At 33.5% G+C, this 14,895-nt stretch carries 14 protein-coding genes and 1 tRNA gene; 6 read left to right on the top strand and 9 right to left on the bottom strand.

What is annotated here, in order from left to right; all coding sequences use genetic code 11:
* The first annotated feature begins 11 nt into the window (after positions 1-11).
* Positions 12-1,127 (top strand): FAD-dependent monooxygenase, encoded by a 1,116-nt coding sequence (locus tag ACTXGU_RS03865; protein WP_443480186.1) that lies wholly within the window; start codon positions 12-14, stop codon positions 1,125-1,127.
* A 34-nt stretch (positions 1,128-1,161) separates the two neighbouring features.
* Positions 1,162-1,740 carry a 5' nucleotidase, NT5C type gene (locus tag ACTXGU_RS03860; RefSeq protein ID WP_443480185.1) on the top strand — a complete coding sequence of 193 codons (579 nt, stop codon included), beginning with the start codon at positions 1,162-1,164 and terminating at the stop codon, positions 1,738-1,740.
* A gap of 24 nt (positions 1,741-1,764) precedes the next feature.
* On the opposite strand, the gene ACTXGU_RS03855 is transcribed toward ACTXGU_RS03860, so the two are convergent.
* Genes ACTXGU_RS03855 through ACTXGU_RS03845 form a run of 3 tightly spaced genes read right to left on the bottom strand, consistent with a single transcriptional unit; the run spans position 1,765 to position 3,376 of the window.
* Positions 1,765-2,241, bottom strand: coding sequence for an Lrp/AsnC family transcriptional regulator (locus ACTXGU_RS03855; protein WP_443480184.1), 477 nt, complete (start codon positions 2,239-2,241; stop codon positions 1,765-1,767).
* A 26-nt stretch (positions 2,242-2,267) separates the two neighbouring features.
* A complete protein-coding gene (locus tag ACTXGU_RS03850; RefSeq protein ID WP_443480183.1) occupies positions 2,268-2,804 on the bottom strand; it encodes a chromate transporter in 537 nt (178 codons plus the stop codon).
* Entirely contained in the window at positions 2,801-3,376 is a 576-nt protein-coding gene (locus ACTXGU_RS03845; protein ID WP_443480182.1) for a chromate transporter, read from the bottom strand. Before ACTXGU_RS03845 ends, ACTXGU_RS03850 begins: the two co-directional genes overlap by 4 nt.
* Positions 3,377-4,731: 1,355 nt before the next feature.
* Between ACTXGU_RS03845 and ACTXGU_RS03840 the strand changes: the two genes are divergently transcribed.
* Positions 4,732-5,349: a flavin reductase family protein gene (locus ACTXGU_RS03840; protein ID WP_443480181.1), complete on the top strand. Its 618-nt coding sequence runs from the start codon at positions 4,732-4,734 to the stop codon at positions 5,347-5,349.
* Positions 5,350-5,365: 16 nt separating this feature from the next.
* Positions 5,366-5,974, top strand: coding sequence for an alpha/beta hydrolase (locus ACTXGU_RS03835; RefSeq protein ID WP_443480180.1), 609 nt, complete (start codon positions 5,366-5,368; stop codon positions 5,972-5,974).
* A gap of 52 nt (positions 5,975-6,026) precedes the next feature.
* Here ACTXGU_RS03835 and nfsA read toward each other — a convergent pair whose 3' ends face one another.
* Complete coding sequence (gene nfsA, locus ACTXGU_RS03830; RefSeq protein WP_443480179.1) at positions 6,027-6,767, bottom strand: oxygen-insensitive NADPH nitroreductase; 741 nt, start codon at positions 6,765-6,767, stop codon at positions 6,027-6,029.
* Positions 6,768-6,915: 148 nt separating this feature from the next.
* Between nfsA and ACTXGU_RS03825 the strand changes: the two genes are divergently transcribed.
* Positions 6,916-7,911: a zinc-dependent alcohol dehydrogenase family protein gene (locus ACTXGU_RS03825; RefSeq protein ID WP_443480178.1), complete on the top strand. Its 996-nt coding sequence runs from the start codon at positions 6,916-6,918 to the stop codon at positions 7,909-7,911.
* 47 nt (positions 7,912-7,958) lie between these two features.
* On the opposite strand, the gene ACTXGU_RS03820 is transcribed toward ACTXGU_RS03825, so the two are convergent.
* A complete protein-coding gene (locus ACTXGU_RS03820; RefSeq protein ID WP_443480177.1) occupies positions 7,959-9,380 on the bottom strand; it encodes an Ig-like domain-containing protein in 1,422 nt (473 codons plus the stop codon).
* 246 nt (positions 9,381-9,626) lie between these two features.
* On the opposite strand from ACTXGU_RS03820, the gene tlp reads away from it, so the two are divergent.
* The gene (gene tlp, locus ACTXGU_RS03815; RefSeq protein ID WP_443480429.1) at positions 9,627-9,857 is read left to right on the top strand and encodes a small acid-soluble spore protein Tlp; all 231 of its coding nucleotides are present in this window, start codon (positions 9,627-9,629) and stop codon (positions 9,855-9,857) included.
* Positions 9,858-9,970: 113 nt separating this feature from the next.
* Here tlp and nspC read toward each other — a convergent pair whose 3' ends face one another.
* The 4 genes from nspC to ACTXGU_RS03795 form a co-directional block, all read right to left on the bottom strand.
* Positions 9,971-11,110 (bottom strand): carboxynorspermidine decarboxylase, encoded by a 1,140-nt coding sequence (gene nspC, locus ACTXGU_RS03810; RefSeq protein ID WP_443480176.1) that lies wholly within the window; start codon positions 11,108-11,110, stop codon positions 9,971-9,973.
* Positions 11,111-11,120: 10 nt separating this feature from the next.
* A complete protein-coding gene (locus ACTXGU_RS03805; RefSeq protein ID WP_443480175.1) occupies positions 11,121-12,320 on the bottom strand; it encodes a saccharopine dehydrogenase C-terminal domain-containing protein in 1,200 nt (399 codons plus the stop codon).
* Between the two features lie 438 nt (positions 12,321-12,758).
* A tRNA-Ala gene (locus ACTXGU_RS03800) sits at positions 12,759-12,831 on the bottom strand.
* 414 nt (positions 12,832-13,245) lie between these two features.
* Positions 13,246-13,938 carry an MgtC/SapB family protein gene (locus ACTXGU_RS03795; RefSeq protein ID WP_443480174.1) on the bottom strand — a complete coding sequence of 231 codons (693 nt, stop codon included), beginning with the start codon at positions 13,936-13,938 and terminating at the stop codon, positions 13,246-13,248.
* Between the last annotated feature and the right edge of the window lie 957 nt (positions 13,939-14,895).

The following is a 14,895-nucleotide window of genomic DNA, read 5'->3' as shown; positions in this document are numbered from 1 at the left end:
GAACATTTCAGATGAAAGTAACGGAAAGAGTGGAAGAAATGACGGTACTATATACAGATGTTTGTATAGTTGGTGCAGGTCCAGGGGGAGCATTATTAGCTTACTTATTAGCACGAGAAAATATTTCAACTTTATTGTTAGAACGTCATCAAGATATTAACAAAGAGTTCCGAGGAGAACATTTAAATGAAGAAGGAGAAAAAGTCCTTCAATATGCCGGATTGTATGAAAAGTTAGAAGACATAGGCGTTTTATTAATGGATCGAGTGGAATATGTTAATAAAGGCAAGATAATAAAAAACATCTTACCTAATCAAAATAGCAGTCATACAGGTATACATGTTCCACAAAACCATCTATTAAAATTACTTTTAAAAGAAGCAAGTCAATTTCTTTCTTTTCAGCTAAAGATGAATAGTAAAGTAGTAGATGTTAGAAAAGATGAAAATCATCATTATCGTGGAGTCACGGCAATAATAGATGGAGAAAAAGTAGATATTGAAAGCAACATTATAGTTGCTGCGGATGGGAGATTCTCCACTATAAGAAAAAAGGCAGCATTTCCTTTTACAACGATTAAACATGGATATGACTTATTATGGGCGAAAATACCTGCTCCTGCTAATTGGAAGCCGACGATAAAGATTGGGCTTGTTAATGATCAGCAAGTCGCTTTATTTACTCAATTTGGAGGATGTATTCAAATTGGATGGAATATTAAAGAAGATGAATACCCACAATTAAAAAAAGGTTCGTTTGATTTCTTTATTAAAGGTCTTATACAAGCATTTCCCGAATTGGAAGAAACAGTGACCAAACATATTCGTTCATGGAAAGATTTTGTATTACTGAAGGTAGAAAGTTCAAAAAGTCCTCAATGGGTGAAAAATAATGTTGTATTGATGGGAGATGCAGCTCATACAATGAGTCCTACTGGAGCATTTGGTTTAAACAGTTCTTTAAAAGATGCAGAGGCTCTTGCCAAAGTTATTAAAGCGATTCAGTTCGAAAATCAGCCATGTTCTTACTTAAAGCACTATGAAAAAATTAGAAAAGAAGATGTAGATGCTATTCAATTAGAACAGCTAAAACGAGAAGCAAGTTTTAAAGAAAATTTTATTCCATAAAATGAACCTTAATTTGTTCAGTGGAGGAGTTAAAATGAAGTTTGGATTTGATATTGATGATACACTAATTAATTTAAGAGAATATGCTTTTCAGCTATATAATCAAAAGTTGAATAAGAATCTTGATTTAAGTGTATTTCAAGCAATAAAAACAGTAGGAATACATGAACCATTCGGATTGCTTGCACATGAAGGAAAAGCATTATGGAATTCCATGAGGGAAGAGATTTATTTTACAAATTGTCCGCCATTCCCTATGGCAGTAGAAGTGCTGAATGAGTTGGTAAACAATGGACATGAAGTATATTATATTACAGCAAGAAATAAACAGTTTGCAGTGCAGACAAAAGATTGGATGAAACAACTAGGATTTCCGATTAGCGAGGAACATTTTTATTGTGGAATGGAAGATCATGAAAAAATACATGTTATCCATCGTTTAGAGTTGGATTACTACTTCGATGATAAGCCGGCAGTATTACATACACTTTTAGATACGTCGATTAATGTGTATGTAAAAGACCAGCCTTATAATAAAGAATTAAATATTAATAGAATAAAAGATTGGTCAGAGTTGCCACAGCTGCTAAAACAAAAAGGAAGTCAGGCTTAATAACAGCCGACTTCCTTTTTATAATTAAAGCTTCATTCCCATTCTACTTTTGTACCTTTTGATTAAAAGTTGACAGTCTACACTTACAATTCCTTCAATTGCATATAATTTGTCTGTTAAAAATGCTTCCATTTCTTGATTATCGGCAAAGATGCCATGCATATGCAATTTACTTGGACCTGTCATATGATAAAGACTCGAAACAGCAGGTTCAAGCGATAAAAGGTCCGCAACATGTTCTAAATATTTTGGTTCTACATCTACGTTAAAAAAAGCAGATACAGTCATCCCTATTTTTGTTGGGTTGATAACTGTGGTGAATTTTTCAATAATTCCTTGCTCCATTAATGTTTGAATTCTCATTTGTACCGCTACACGGGAAATACCGACAGATTTTCCGATATCTGTATATGAAAGGCGGCTGTTTTCATGAAGCAATGCTAATATGGCTTGATCTGTTTTATCCAATGTAAAGCTAGGAATTTGAAAGTCATTTGACATAAAATTCTCCTCTTTTTTTCAAGTCTTTAAATATGTGGAACAACAAGTCCGCCATAAAGAAAAGCAAGAATAATTACTAATGCAGGATGCAGTTTAACCTTTTGGAATAATAATAATGCAATAACAGCAATTGCTATCGTTTGAAAAAGTCCTAATGAATCATGTGATTCTTGAAAAAAATCAAATGTAAGCATAACCATAAGAGCTGTGATGACTGGTTGAACCATTATAGTCATTCCTTTAACAATTGCTGAATCTCTATGTTTACTCATTACGTTTAGCAAGAAAATAAGCGCAGCTGCAGATGGTAAAACAGTGGCTATTAAGGCAATGAGAAAACCTGGCCAACCACCCATTCCGTAGCCAACATAGGCAGCAACCTTTGTTGCAATTGGCCCTGGTAAAGCATTTCCTAATGCAAGCATACTGGAAAATTCTGCATTAGACAGCCAGTTGTATCGATTAACAATCTCTTCATACATTAATGGAATAGATGCAGGACCGCCTCCATAACCAAGCAGATTTGCTAGAAGAAAACTTAAAAATAGGCTTATTAATATCATCCTTTACGCACCTCTTTCTTTCTTTGAAATACTTTTTCTTTAATTTTAAAATGGAAAGCTCCATATATTAAAGAAATTAAAATAACGATTGCTGGATGAATAGAGATGGTTTGGATAAGGATTAAACAAACAACTGATAATAATATTCCAATATATATTCCTAACCCTTTGACAGCTTTTTCCCCAAACTCGTATGCCATTATTCCCAACATCACTGCAATGACCGGTTGTACAGCAGAAATCATGCCTCTAACAATTGGGGAGTTGCTTAATTCATTAACGAAGGTGATTAATAATACCATCGCTAAACAAGTAGGAAGAATATGCGCTAAAACGCTGACAATGGCACCAAGAGGTCCTTTTACCTTGTATCCTAAATAAGCAGCCATTTTAGTAGCAATGGGTCCTGGCAGCGTATTTGCAATGGCTAATACTTCACCAAATTCATCATTATTAACCCATTTAAAACGATTAACCGCTTCATGGCGAATAAGTGGAATAACAGAAGGTCCTCCTCCAAAACCAAAAAGTCCTGATCGCATCATTCCAATAATAAGTTCTTTATATAACATCACTTTCTCCTTTCGATATGATAACGTTTTGTAATTTTTTAAAAATAAAGAGAAACAATACGTAAATATAATAGCATATTTTATGTGGATAAATAATAAAAAATGAGAAAAATAATTACAGTTTGCTTTTTGATTTTTGTAGATTCTATATAAAAAAAGAATACGTGGTGCTGCAAAAACGGAAAAAGCAAATTTAGTGATTCAAAATGCAAATATCGAAATGTTTTTACTGGAGAGTTAATGCAAGGAGATATCGCAATAGCAGATGATACGATGGGGAATACTTTTTATGTTTATCTGTTGTTCCGACATTAAAATTAAAAGGCAAAGGACTATTTAATTTTGAATCTTTCTCTTATATATCAGTTGAAGTTTAAAAAAGGATTGAAAAGATTGCTGCATAAATCTTTTCAACCCTTTTTTTAGTTGGCTAAACTTCCTGCAATGAAGTAAATCTTGCATAAAAAAGAGGTTGTCCAAATTTTAAGGCAACCTCAAAAAAATATATAGTAAAGAGGGGAAACTCTTAACAAGTATTATCTTAAAAGATAATTATGAAAAAATAATGAACAAATTATGAATAGATGAATAAAATTTAAAAAATATTCTTTGCTAGTATACAGAAATCCAAAAAAAACCTTCATAAATTGGTCATAATTATTTGGTATATTTCATGTAGGATGAAATTAAAGTGTATAAAAGCTAATAATAAGGAAAAGATGGAAGTATAATAAATGGAACCAATAGCTAATTCTGATATTAAATACCGTGTTTTGAAAACGCTCTCTTTTAATAATTGGATATGAATTATTAGTTAATCTACTTACCATTAAGGAGTGGATAGAAATGGAAGAACAACGAAATTTTTTAAAAGGATTAAAATGGGGAGTTATTATTAGTATACCTCTTTGGATTTCCTTTTTCGGCTGGTTAAAAATGATATACCTTATAATTTGACGATAAGCAGTCCACTTTTGGCTTTTAAGGATAGGAAGATGATTTATTATTTTCATGGATGTGATTTTGCTAAAAAGTTACATTTAAACAAATATTCGAAAAAAACCTCCTAAGTGTAGAGGTTTTTTCTTATTTAAACTAATGGAATGAATCTATTCAAAAATAATAATGTTCTATTTATAGAAACTAAACTGACAACAGGCCATTTGTGTCAGCAACTCTTAATCAATTAGTATTGTCAGTGGAGGTTAGCTCATCTAGTTTGATTTCGATTTTTTGTTACTTGTTTTTATTTTCCTTTCAGGTCCAAGTATATTTTCTTGACAGGATAAGCAAAGAAATAGTATTATTATCTCGAATTCAAGATATTTTAAATCGAAATTAGGAGGTAAAACACGATGCAATCAATTGATCCAGCTGCTTTATCGGCAAAAGAAGTCTATAAATTCTTCATAGGAAGCATTATTCCAAGACCAATCGCATTTGTGACAACGTTGACAGAAGGAACTATTTTAAATGGAGCACCGTTTAGCTTCTTTAATATTGTTTCTTCTGATCCACCTATTCTTTCGATTGCGGTGCAAAGAAAAGAAATGATACAAAAAGATACAGCACGTAATATTCAGCAAACGAAAGAATTTGTGATTCATATTTGTGATGAAGATAACATCGAGAAAATAAACGAAACGGCAGCAAATTTTCCAAGTGATATAAGCGAAATAGAAGAAGCGAAATTACAACCAGTTGATAGTTGGCTGATTTCAACACCAGGAATTATGGAAGCGAAAATTAGAATAGAATGCAAACTGGAAAAAATAATAACGATTAATAATGAGGAAGGAAAACCTGCTTGTGATCTAATATTAGGTCGTGCAGTTTATTTTCATATTTCAGATGATTTGTATAAGGATGGAAAAATCGATGCAAAACGTTTAAAACCCGTCAGCAGGATGGCTGGAAATGATTATAGTAAACTTGGCGAAACATTTACAATCGAAAGACCAAAACTAATATAGGAGAGGAGCACAAGATTTGAAACATATTTTTAAAAAAGGGAGAAATCCCCATAAACCCGTTCTTTTATTATTGCATGGTACAGGTGGAAATGAACAGGATTTACTTCCACTTGCAGATATGGTGGATCAAGAAGCGTCTGTATTAAGTGTTCGTGGAAATATTTTAGAAAATGGAATGCCTCGTTTTTTTCGTAGATTGGCTGAAGGCCTATTTGATGAAGAAGATTTGGTTTTTCGTACAAAAGAGCTTCATGCCTTTTTAGATGAAAGTGCAGAAAAATATGGGTTTGACCGAAATAACATTGTTGCAATTGGCTACTCTAATGGCGCAAATATTGCTGCAAGTATTTTATTTCATTATGCAAATGGATTAAAAGGAGCTATTCTTCATCATCCGATGGTGCCGCTCAAAGGAATAGAACTTCCAAATCTATTTGATTTGCCAGTTTTTATTTCAGCAGGAAATAATGATCCAATCTGTCCATTAAAAGAATCAGAAGAATTACAAGACTTATTAGAAAAAGCAGGCGCAGCTGTTGAAATGCATTGGGAAAATTTTGGACATCAGTTAACAAGAACAGAAGTGGAAGCTGCTGCAAAATGGTTTCAGCAATATTTTGTTTAAAAGTTAGGAAGCTGCCCAGGGATAAATCGGGACAGCTTCTATTAAATCGTTATTACCGTAAATCTTTTGCCGGAAATCCTTGTTTTTTCAGCATTTCAGCAATACTTGGATAATAGGGTTGATTATAGAAGGAGGCAATACGTTCTGTCCAGTTGGCTTCTTTGTCTCCACGATTCCTTAAATACTTATTAAATGTTTCATTATAAGATTGTAATAAAGGTAGTTGATCTTTATCATAATGTTCTTTATGCATAATGCTTTCTTTTGGCAAACGTGGTTTCACCCCAGGGTCTTCTGCAGGATAGCCAAGGCATAAACCGGAAATTGGGATAACATATTCAGGTAATTGTAGAAGCTCAATCACTTGCATGGAATTTCTTCTAATTCCGCCAATTGCAACAATTCCTAATCCAAGTGATTCAGCAGCGGCTATTGCGTTACCCATGGCAAGTCCCACATCCGTTGCCCCAACTAATAGCGCATCTACATCATCCACTGCTTGCATTTTTTTATTTTCTAACTCACTGGCAAGTTTTGCACGATAAAAATCTGCACAAAATACTAAAAAAACAGGTGCTTCGTTAATATGCTGCTGATTGCCGCATAGCTCTGCAAGTCGTTCTTTTCGTTTTATGTCTTCAATGACAATAATAGATACTTGTTGGCCATTAATCCAAGATGGGGCAGCTTGAGCTGTTGTTATAATCGTATCTAATAGGTCAGAGGATACAAGTTTTTCTGTGTATTTTCGATAAGAACGATGATTTTTTAATGTTTCAATAACGTTATTCATCTAAAAACTCCTTTATTTATGTACTAATTATTATCTTAACAAACTTCATCCTAATTGAGATAATTTTTTGTTTGGATCATTAAAAAGCAAATGCTATTGTTCTCGTATTAAAATTTTCTGTAAAATAAAAGAGAGAGGAGAGATGAAGATGAAAGCGCAAATGATAAAAGAATTTGGAGATTCGTCTGTATTTCAATTAGTGGAAACAGAAAAACCAGAAGTTATTTCTGGACATGTGTTAATTAAAGTAGCTGCAACAAGTGTAAATCCGATTGATACAAAGGTAAGAAGCGGAGCTGTTCCTGCTGCTGCACCGGAGCTTCCTGCCATTATACATGGAGATGTAGCCGGCATTGTAGAAGCAGTTGGAGAGGGAATAACTGACTTTAAAGTCGGCGATGAAGTGTTTGGTTGTGCAGGCGGTTTTAGAGGAACTGGCGGCGCACTTGCACAATATATGCTTGCTGATGCAGCATTGCTGGCACATAAACCAAAAAATATTTCCATGGAGGAGGCTGCTGCCATTCCATTAGTAGCAATCACTGCTTGGGAAGCTATATTTGAAAAAGGGAAATTAGCAGCCGGACAAGACATACTAATTCATGGTGCAACTGGTGGTGTCGGGCATATAGCTATTCAGCTGGCAAAATGGGCAGGAGCAAAAGTGTATACAACTGCTTCTTCCCCAAAGAAAATGGAATTGGCAAAGGAATTAGGTGCGGATGCTGCGATAAATTATAAGGAACAATCGGTGCAGGAATATGTAGAGCAATACACGAATGGAAAAGGATTTTCTGTTGTATTTGATACGGTAGGCGGAAAAAACTTAGACTATTCATTTGAAGCAGCTGCAATTAATGGAACCGTGTTGGCGATTGCGGCAAGATCTACTCATGATTTATCCCCATTACATAGTAAAGGATTATCCTTGCATGTTGAGTTTATGCTGTTGAAAATATTAAATAAAGAGAAACGTAAAGATCACGGTGCTGCATTAACGAAAATAGCCACCATAATAGAAGAAGGCAAGCTTCGTCCACTTATTGATAAAAAAGTGTTTACTTTTGATAATGTGTCAGAAGCTCATGATTATTTACAATCAGGTAAAGCAATAGGAAAAATCATTTTGAAAAATACATGGTGAAAAGAAGAAGACATTCAGCATAATTAAACTGGATGTCTTCTTTTTCATCATTTTACCACTTTAATAATGCTGGCTTTGCTTGTATTGTTGGCGGCATCTGTTGCTGTTGCATAAATCTTTGTGTTTACTTTTTGCGGTTTAATAGTAAATCTGAATCTTCCTTTTTTATCCGTAGTTCCCCAACCGATTTTTTTATTATTTACTTTCAGAATAACATGGGATGAGCTTTCAGCTTTTCCTGTTACCATTTTTGAAGTCGATTTGACTTTATCTAATTTTGGAGCAGAAGGGGCTGTTTTATCCACCACTGTGACTTTTTTCTTCTCACTTAATGCATGTAAATAATTTGTATACATAACTTCAAGTTTTGTACCGGCTTTTTGATGCGGTATATTAATTGTAAATTGCCCGTTATTATCAGAAACAGCAGAATTAAGGAGTGTTGCTCCTTTCTTAATCATAACATTAACATTTGCCGGTGCTTTTCCTGTAATGGATTTATCATTATCATCAATCTTATTAACGGACGGTGCATCCACCTTTTTTGTTATGTAAGCAGACGAAATATAACCAGTATACTTTCCATTAGAAGTTTTTACTGGATACCAGACAAATTGATTAGAGATATTAGGATCAGAATCATATACGAAAGTGCCATCAATCACTAAAGTCGCATTTTTTGCTAATTTGTGGATGGACTTAGACGTATTTGCCTCTTTTCTTAAACGAACATGATCATTTATTGTTACTACTTTATCCCCTTTATTTAAGGAATAGATGGATTCATGTAATTCCGATTGAAGATTATAGTTCAATGTTTGAAAAATAATATTATCTTCAGTATCAGGATTATATTGAAAATCTTCTTTAATTAAAGGAATAGGTGATAGGGTATGACTACTTAAAAAGCTATGTTCATATAGCTGGCGCAATACTTTTTCCTGATAAGCTTCTGAATTTATGTTCCCTGTGCTCTGAACAATCGGACTATTAATCGGCTTTGTACCGTTATAGGCCATAATTGGAAAATACCAGCTTTCCAATACTTGTTTATTTGCTCCGGAAATTTTTGGCAAATCGGTTCGATCATACATACTATTTAATATTTCTATGCCTGTTGAAATATTATAAACGATATCTGTTTTTAATCTTTCTTGATCATAATTTGTTTGGTTGGTAATTTGCATTAAGCCAATTCCACCATCTGCAGATATACTGGCTTCCCCGTTATCTTTAAATTGTTTCCAATCACTTTCTTGAGTAGCAATTGCTTTTGCCACCTCAGGAGGAATACCTGCTTTTAATGAGGTAGTTGTTAATAAGCAATTTATTTGCTTATTGGAGGGGTTTTGTCCTTGAAGGATGTTGCCACATTCCGTGCTATCTTCTGCAGCTGCTATAGAGACGGAATGAGATAATAAATAAAGTCCAAATAGAAGACTTAAGCTGACTTTGAAAATTTTGTTCATGAATGAAATATCCCCCTGTTTTTCCTGATAAATTCCTATTCTATAATTCTACTATATTTAGATGGATATAAAAGCTGGGAAATGAAAAAAATATTGGGAAATTATTGACTTCATATCGAAACTGCTTTTTCGTAAAAATTTCAGTTGAGAAAATGCAGATAAGCGAAAAAAAATCAATATGCACCGAATAAAATAAGTTGAAAACATACAAAATACATACGTATTTAATTACTAAGGAGGTCATGTATTTTGAATAAACCAAACCAAGATAATCGCTTAGATAATGTGGAAAAGCTGCAAGATATGGCAGAAAATACAGTTGAAAATATCGAAAAATCGGAACAAACATTATCATTTGCTGGTGAAGAAGAAAAAGCACAAATTGAACAAAAAAATAAAAGACGGGAACAATCTCTTCAAGCATTTAAAGAAGAGATAAAAGATGAAGCATCTGATCGGGAAAATGGCTATCAATAAAGTGAAACTTATTATAAACAAAAAATACACCTTGAGAGGTGTATTTTTTGTAAAAGAATGAATAAATCTTTGAAGTTACATAGATGTTCAGCTTCAGCGCTGAAGCTTTTCTTTTAAGATAATCGGTTGCTGTAATCTTCAAACTTAAATTGTCTTACCACTTTAATACCTTCTTCATCATTGTAAGATGCTATGGAAGGTAGGTTTACACCATTAAACATATGGTTCTTTACCATTGTGTAATGTGCCATATCACAGAATATTAATTTATCTCCTGGTTTTAACGGTTCTTTAAATGAATAGTCGCCAATAACATCTCCAGCTAAACAAGTCATTCCGCCAAGTCTGTATGTGTATTCATTTTCACTAGGCATTCCTGCATCAATAATATTTGGTCTGTATGGCATTTCTAGTACATCTGGCATATGACATGTTGCAGATGTATCTAAGATAGCAATATCCATCCCATTATTCACAATATCAAGAACAGTTGTAGCCAAGTAGCCAGTATTTAAAGCAATTGCTTCACCTGGTTCTAAATAAACGTCGACATCGTATTTTTCTTTTATGAACAAAATAGTCTCAACAAGCGTTTCAATATCATAATCAGGTCTCGTAATATGATGTCCGCCGCCAAAGTTGATCCACTTCATTTTTTTAATGTATTCGCCAAACTTTTCATCGACCACTTTAATCGTGCGTTTTAACGTATCAGAATTTTGTTCGCACATTGTATGAAAATGAAGACCATCAATGCCATCTAATTCTTCTGGTTTAAAGTTGTCCAATGTCACGCCGAATCGTGAGTAGGGAGCACATGGATTATAAAGTTGTGTTTCAATTTCTGAGTACTCTGGATTAATACGAAGACCTGTTTCGATTTTTTTGCCAGCGTTTTTTACTTTATCTTTAAAACGATTCCACTGATCAAATGAATTAAAGACAATATGATCTGTATATTGAAGCAATTCGTCAAACTCACTGTCCACGTATGCTGGTGCATATGCATGAACTTCTTTGCCCATCTTTTCAAAGCCAAGTCTTGCTTCAAAGAGGGAGCTTGATGTAACACCTGCTAAATATTTGCCTACTAAAGGAAAGACGGAATGCATCGAAAATCCTTTTAAGGCTAAAAGAATTTTTGCTCCTGTACGCTCTTGAACAGAATGCAGCACTTCTAAGTTTTTCTTTAACAGACGTTCGTCTACTACGTAACATGGTGAAGGTACTTGGTTAAAATCGATGTTTGTCATTTCTTTCCTCTCAATCTAAAAGAGTTGGAGAGAAGTTCTCCTGCCATGGTAATCCGTATTTATTTAATGCATCCATGAATGGATCTGGATCGAATTCTTCTACATTGTAAACCCCTGGTCTTTTCCAAACACCTTTCATGATTAACATTGCACCAATCATTGCAGGTACACCAGTAGTATAAGAAATAGCTTGTGATCCTACTTCTTTGTAGCATTCTTGGTGATCACAAATATTGTATACATAATAAGATTTCGGCTTGCCATCTTTTACCCCTTGGATAATACAGCCGATATTTGTTTTTCCTTTTGTTCTAGGTCCTAAAGAAGCAGGATCTGGCAGAATTTCTTTTAAAAATTGCAGCGGAATAATTTCTTTTCCTTCGTACATTATTGGTTCAATAGATGTCATTCCAACATTTTCAAGCACTTTTAAATGGTTTAAATAGTTGTCAGAGAATGTCATCCAGAATCTGATGCGTTTAAGACCTTTTATGTTAACAGCAAGGGATTCTAATTCTTCATGATATAAAAGATAGATATTTTTAGTTCCAACTTGATCTAAATCATATTCTCTTTTTTCAGAAAGAGGAGCTGTTTCAATCCACTGTCCATTTTCCCAATAACGTCCATTTGCTGTGATTTCGCGAATGTTGATTTCTGGGTTGAAGTTTGTTGCAAAAGGATAGCCATGATCTCCGCCATTTGCATCCACGATATCGATATAATGAATTTCATCAAAATGATGTTTTTGAGCGTATGCAGTAAATACACCCGTTACACCTGGATCGAATCCACTGCCTAATAATGCAGTCAACCCAGCTTCTTCAAATTTTTGTTTGTATTCCCATTGCCATTTATATTCAAACTTTGCTGTATCTGGCGGCTCGTAGTTTGCTGTATCCAGATAATGAACTCCTGTAGCAAGACATGCGTCCATAATCGTTAAATCTTGATATGGAAGAGCTACATTTATAACAACTTCAGGTTTAAAAGAATTGATTAATTCAATAACTTCTTCGGTTTTATCGGCATCAACTTGGGCTACTGAAACCTTTGTTTCGCCACCATCTAATTTATTTTTAAGCGCTTCACATTTAGAAAGCGTTCTGCTTGCAATACAAATTTCTTCGAATACGTCTGGCACTTGGCAACATTTATGTGCAACAACACTTGCAACACCACCAGCACCAATGATCAATGCTTTTCCCAAAATGAAAAACCTCCTTAATAATCGTTTTGAAAAAATTCAATATGCGCTGATTATACAGAATGTATGTCAAATAATCCATAAAATCCGACAAAATATAATTTTTTTTTTTCGTAAATATTATGAAGGATAGAAGATAAGGGAGAATGATACAAATGTTTTTATAAAATAATGAAAAATAATGGGGTTTGTGGAAAAAGTAAAAATAAATAACGGCTGTTTTCGTATAGCATTGTTGCTTTTAAACGCGAAGCCTGCTAAGAAACGCTTTTCCTAATGTATTATGTAAAAAAACAACCAACTTTTAGAAAACAGCCTAAATAAAATAAGCGATATTAAATATTGTCAACTGTTGACAATATTTAATATCGCTTTGATTAGTTTGCAAATTATATGCGCATATTTCAAAAACAATTTAGTGTTTTGATAGGTTTGAATAGATGGAGACTATCGGGATCGAACCGACGACCTCTTGCATGCCATGCAAGCGCTCTCCCAGCTGAGCTAAGCCCCCACAGAATTTAAAGACAATATTAATTATACAGATTATTGTCATTTTTTCAATCTTTTTTAATGGATTATTACTGGGATATTAAAAAAAAGGAAATCTTAAAAACTAGGCTCTGTTTAACGATAATGTTGTTTATGGGAAGGGAATCTGCGAGACTCTTGCCAGTTTGTCCGCGGAAAGGGAGTGGATTCCCTGATCTTTTGAAAATCAACAATGGAATTTACCAGAACCAAAAACTAAATGCAATTTGTTGTTCAAATTATTAAAGGTTGTTCAAAAAGTCCGGGAATATAGCTGTCGAATTTCTGCGCAAGCTTTTCTTATTACTTCTTTAAGCTGCACTTTCTTGAACTTCTTGGCTCTTATCGTCTTCCTTTCAAACAAGTGCTAATAGAAATTTCCTTATCCTAATCTTTGTTAATTTAAGCATTCAATTTCAATTTGTTCCACACCGTGCAGTTCTGAAATTTTTTGGTATACATCGGTGACTTCTCTTTTATGATCTACAATCAGCATAAGAAGAATAGAGTGCTCACCTGTCTCTAAATCTTTAATTCGAACATGTTTAATACCGATTTCTAGTGTTGAAATGGATTTAACAATCGATGATATATCTTGTTTTTCATGGGCTTTTAGTTTTACTTTAATGTCTTTTTCCCTTAATTGTCTTGGACCAATTAAACTCATTAAAAACGGAATTACTTTAACGCCGATTATTAAAAGTAGAACACCAGAAATTGCTTCCAAATAATAACCAGCACCTACAACTATTCCAATTCCGCCAGCTCCCCAAATAAGCGCAGCAGTAGTAAGACCTGAAATACTGTCGTTTCCTCTTCTTAAGATGACCCCAGCTCCCAAAAAACCAATTCCAGAGACAATTTGTGCAGGTAAACGCAATGGATCCATCTGAATATTTACTTCTTTGCTACCGGGAAATTTATAAGCAGCTTCTATAGAAATGATGGTTAATAAGCAGCTAACGATAGATATCACAAGACTTGTTTTTAACCCAACTGGTTTGCGTTTAATCTCTCTTTCTAAACCAATGATAATTCCTAAACCTGTTGATATTGCTAATTTAATAAAAAAATCTAATTCAAAATGCATTATGTCTCCCGTCCTTCCTCTTAAGTACAATTTTAAAAATATATTTTATGAATTTTATAAAAATTAAACGGGATTCTTTCTTAATCTTATTTTGAAAAAATCATCGATAGTAGGTTGTTTTTTAAACGTATGTAAAGAATGCTTAATTTATTACTAAGAGTAAGTAGGGTTATTAAAAAAGCACATGGAGGAATGAATCGTTTTCTATTAGGGGAAGAGGTGTTTTATTTTTTTATATATAGGCTGTTTTCTCAAAGTTAGTTGTTTTTTACATAAAAAACATTTGGATAAGTGTTTCTTAGCAACCTGTATACACGTAGACTCCTATAGGGGGATCGACGCTCTCTAAACGGACGAAGTGTATTCAAGCTGCGATTTTAAAAGCAATAATCTATACGAAAACAGCCTTTTAAATTAACACAAGTTTAACCAAAAGACTACTCCTATTTACCCCACCATTAACTGCAACTTTACATTGTTTAATAGAGGCAATTAGGAATAAGTATAATGATATATTATTTATAGTAGTTCCACTTGATATTTTTGGTTTATATTTCTTTACATTTTTGTAATAATTGAATATATCAACTATTAACCTATTTGCTTTCCAATCAAAGTGTAGATGAGAAGAAGGCTTTATTTCGACAAAAAACGTCGAAGTTCAAAATTGGCTTATTAATATTAATGGAACTATGTACATTTACAAAATAGTCTTCGATTTTTTTAATTGAAGTGAATTTATTTATATAAATATAGGAAGTTTTTTGGTTTGGTAAGTAAGTAATTGAATTCTTTTTTAAAAAAATAGAAAAAAGGGTTGTGTTGTTGAAATATACATGATATATTAAATCTCGTCCTCAACGAGACAAAGGAAATATGAAAAACTTTTTTTGGGAAGTTGTTGACAAGAAACGATATGATGTGATAAATTAGTAAAGTCGCTTATCAAGCGAAAAA

Origin of the sequence: Niallia sp. 01092, assembly GCF_052318935.1 — a bacterium.
Classification (GTDB): Bacteria; Bacillota; Bacilli; order Bacillales; family Cytobacillaceae; genus Niallia.
This window is presented reverse-complemented; position numbering and strand designations above follow the sequence as displayed.

What these genes read in the sequence shown, in the direction of transcription:
- ACTXGU_RS03865 (WP_443480186.1), top strand. Translation starts at nt 12, where the DNA reads ATGAAAGTAACGGAAAGAGTGGAAGAAATGACGGTACTATATACAGAT.
- ACTXGU_RS03860 (WP_443480185.1), top strand. Translation starts at nt 1,162, where the DNA reads ATGAAGTTTGGATTTGATATTGATGATACACTAATTAATTTAAGAGAA.
- ACTXGU_RS03855 (WP_443480184.1), bottom strand. Translation starts at nt 2,241, where the DNA reads ATGTCAAATGACTTTCAAATTCCTAGCTTTACATTGGATAAAACAGAT.
- ACTXGU_RS03850 (WP_443480183.1), bottom strand. Translation starts at nt 2,804, where the DNA reads ATGATATTAATAAGCCTATTTTTAAGTTTTCTTCTAGCAAATCTGCTT.
- ACTXGU_RS03845 (WP_443480182.1), bottom strand. Translation starts at nt 3,376, where the DNA reads ATGTTATATAAAGAACTTATTATTGGAATGATGCGATCAGGACTTTTT.
- ACTXGU_RS03840 (WP_443480181.1), top strand. Translation starts at nt 4,732, where the DNA reads ATGCAATCAATTGATCCAGCTGCTTTATCGGCAAAAGAAGTCTATAAA.
- nfsA (WP_443480179.1), bottom strand. Translation starts at nt 6,767, where the DNA reads ATGAATAACGTTATTGAAACATTAAAAAATCATCGTTCTTATCGAAAA.
- ACTXGU_RS03825 (WP_443480178.1), top strand. Translation starts at nt 6,916, where the DNA reads ATGAAAGCGCAAATGATAAAAGAATTTGGAGATTCGTCTGTATTTCAA.
- ACTXGU_RS03820 (WP_443480177.1), bottom strand. Translation starts at nt 9,380, where the DNA reads ATGAACAAAATTTTCAAAGTCAGCTTAAGTCTTCTATTTGGACTTTAT.
- nspC (WP_443480176.1), bottom strand. Translation starts at nt 11,110, where the DNA reads ATGACAAACATCGATTTTAACCAAGTACCTTCACCATGTTACGTAGTA.
- ACTXGU_RS03795 (WP_443480174.1), bottom strand. Translation starts at nt 13,938, where the DNA reads ATGCATTTTGAATTAGATTTTTTTATTAAATTAGCAATATCAACAGGT.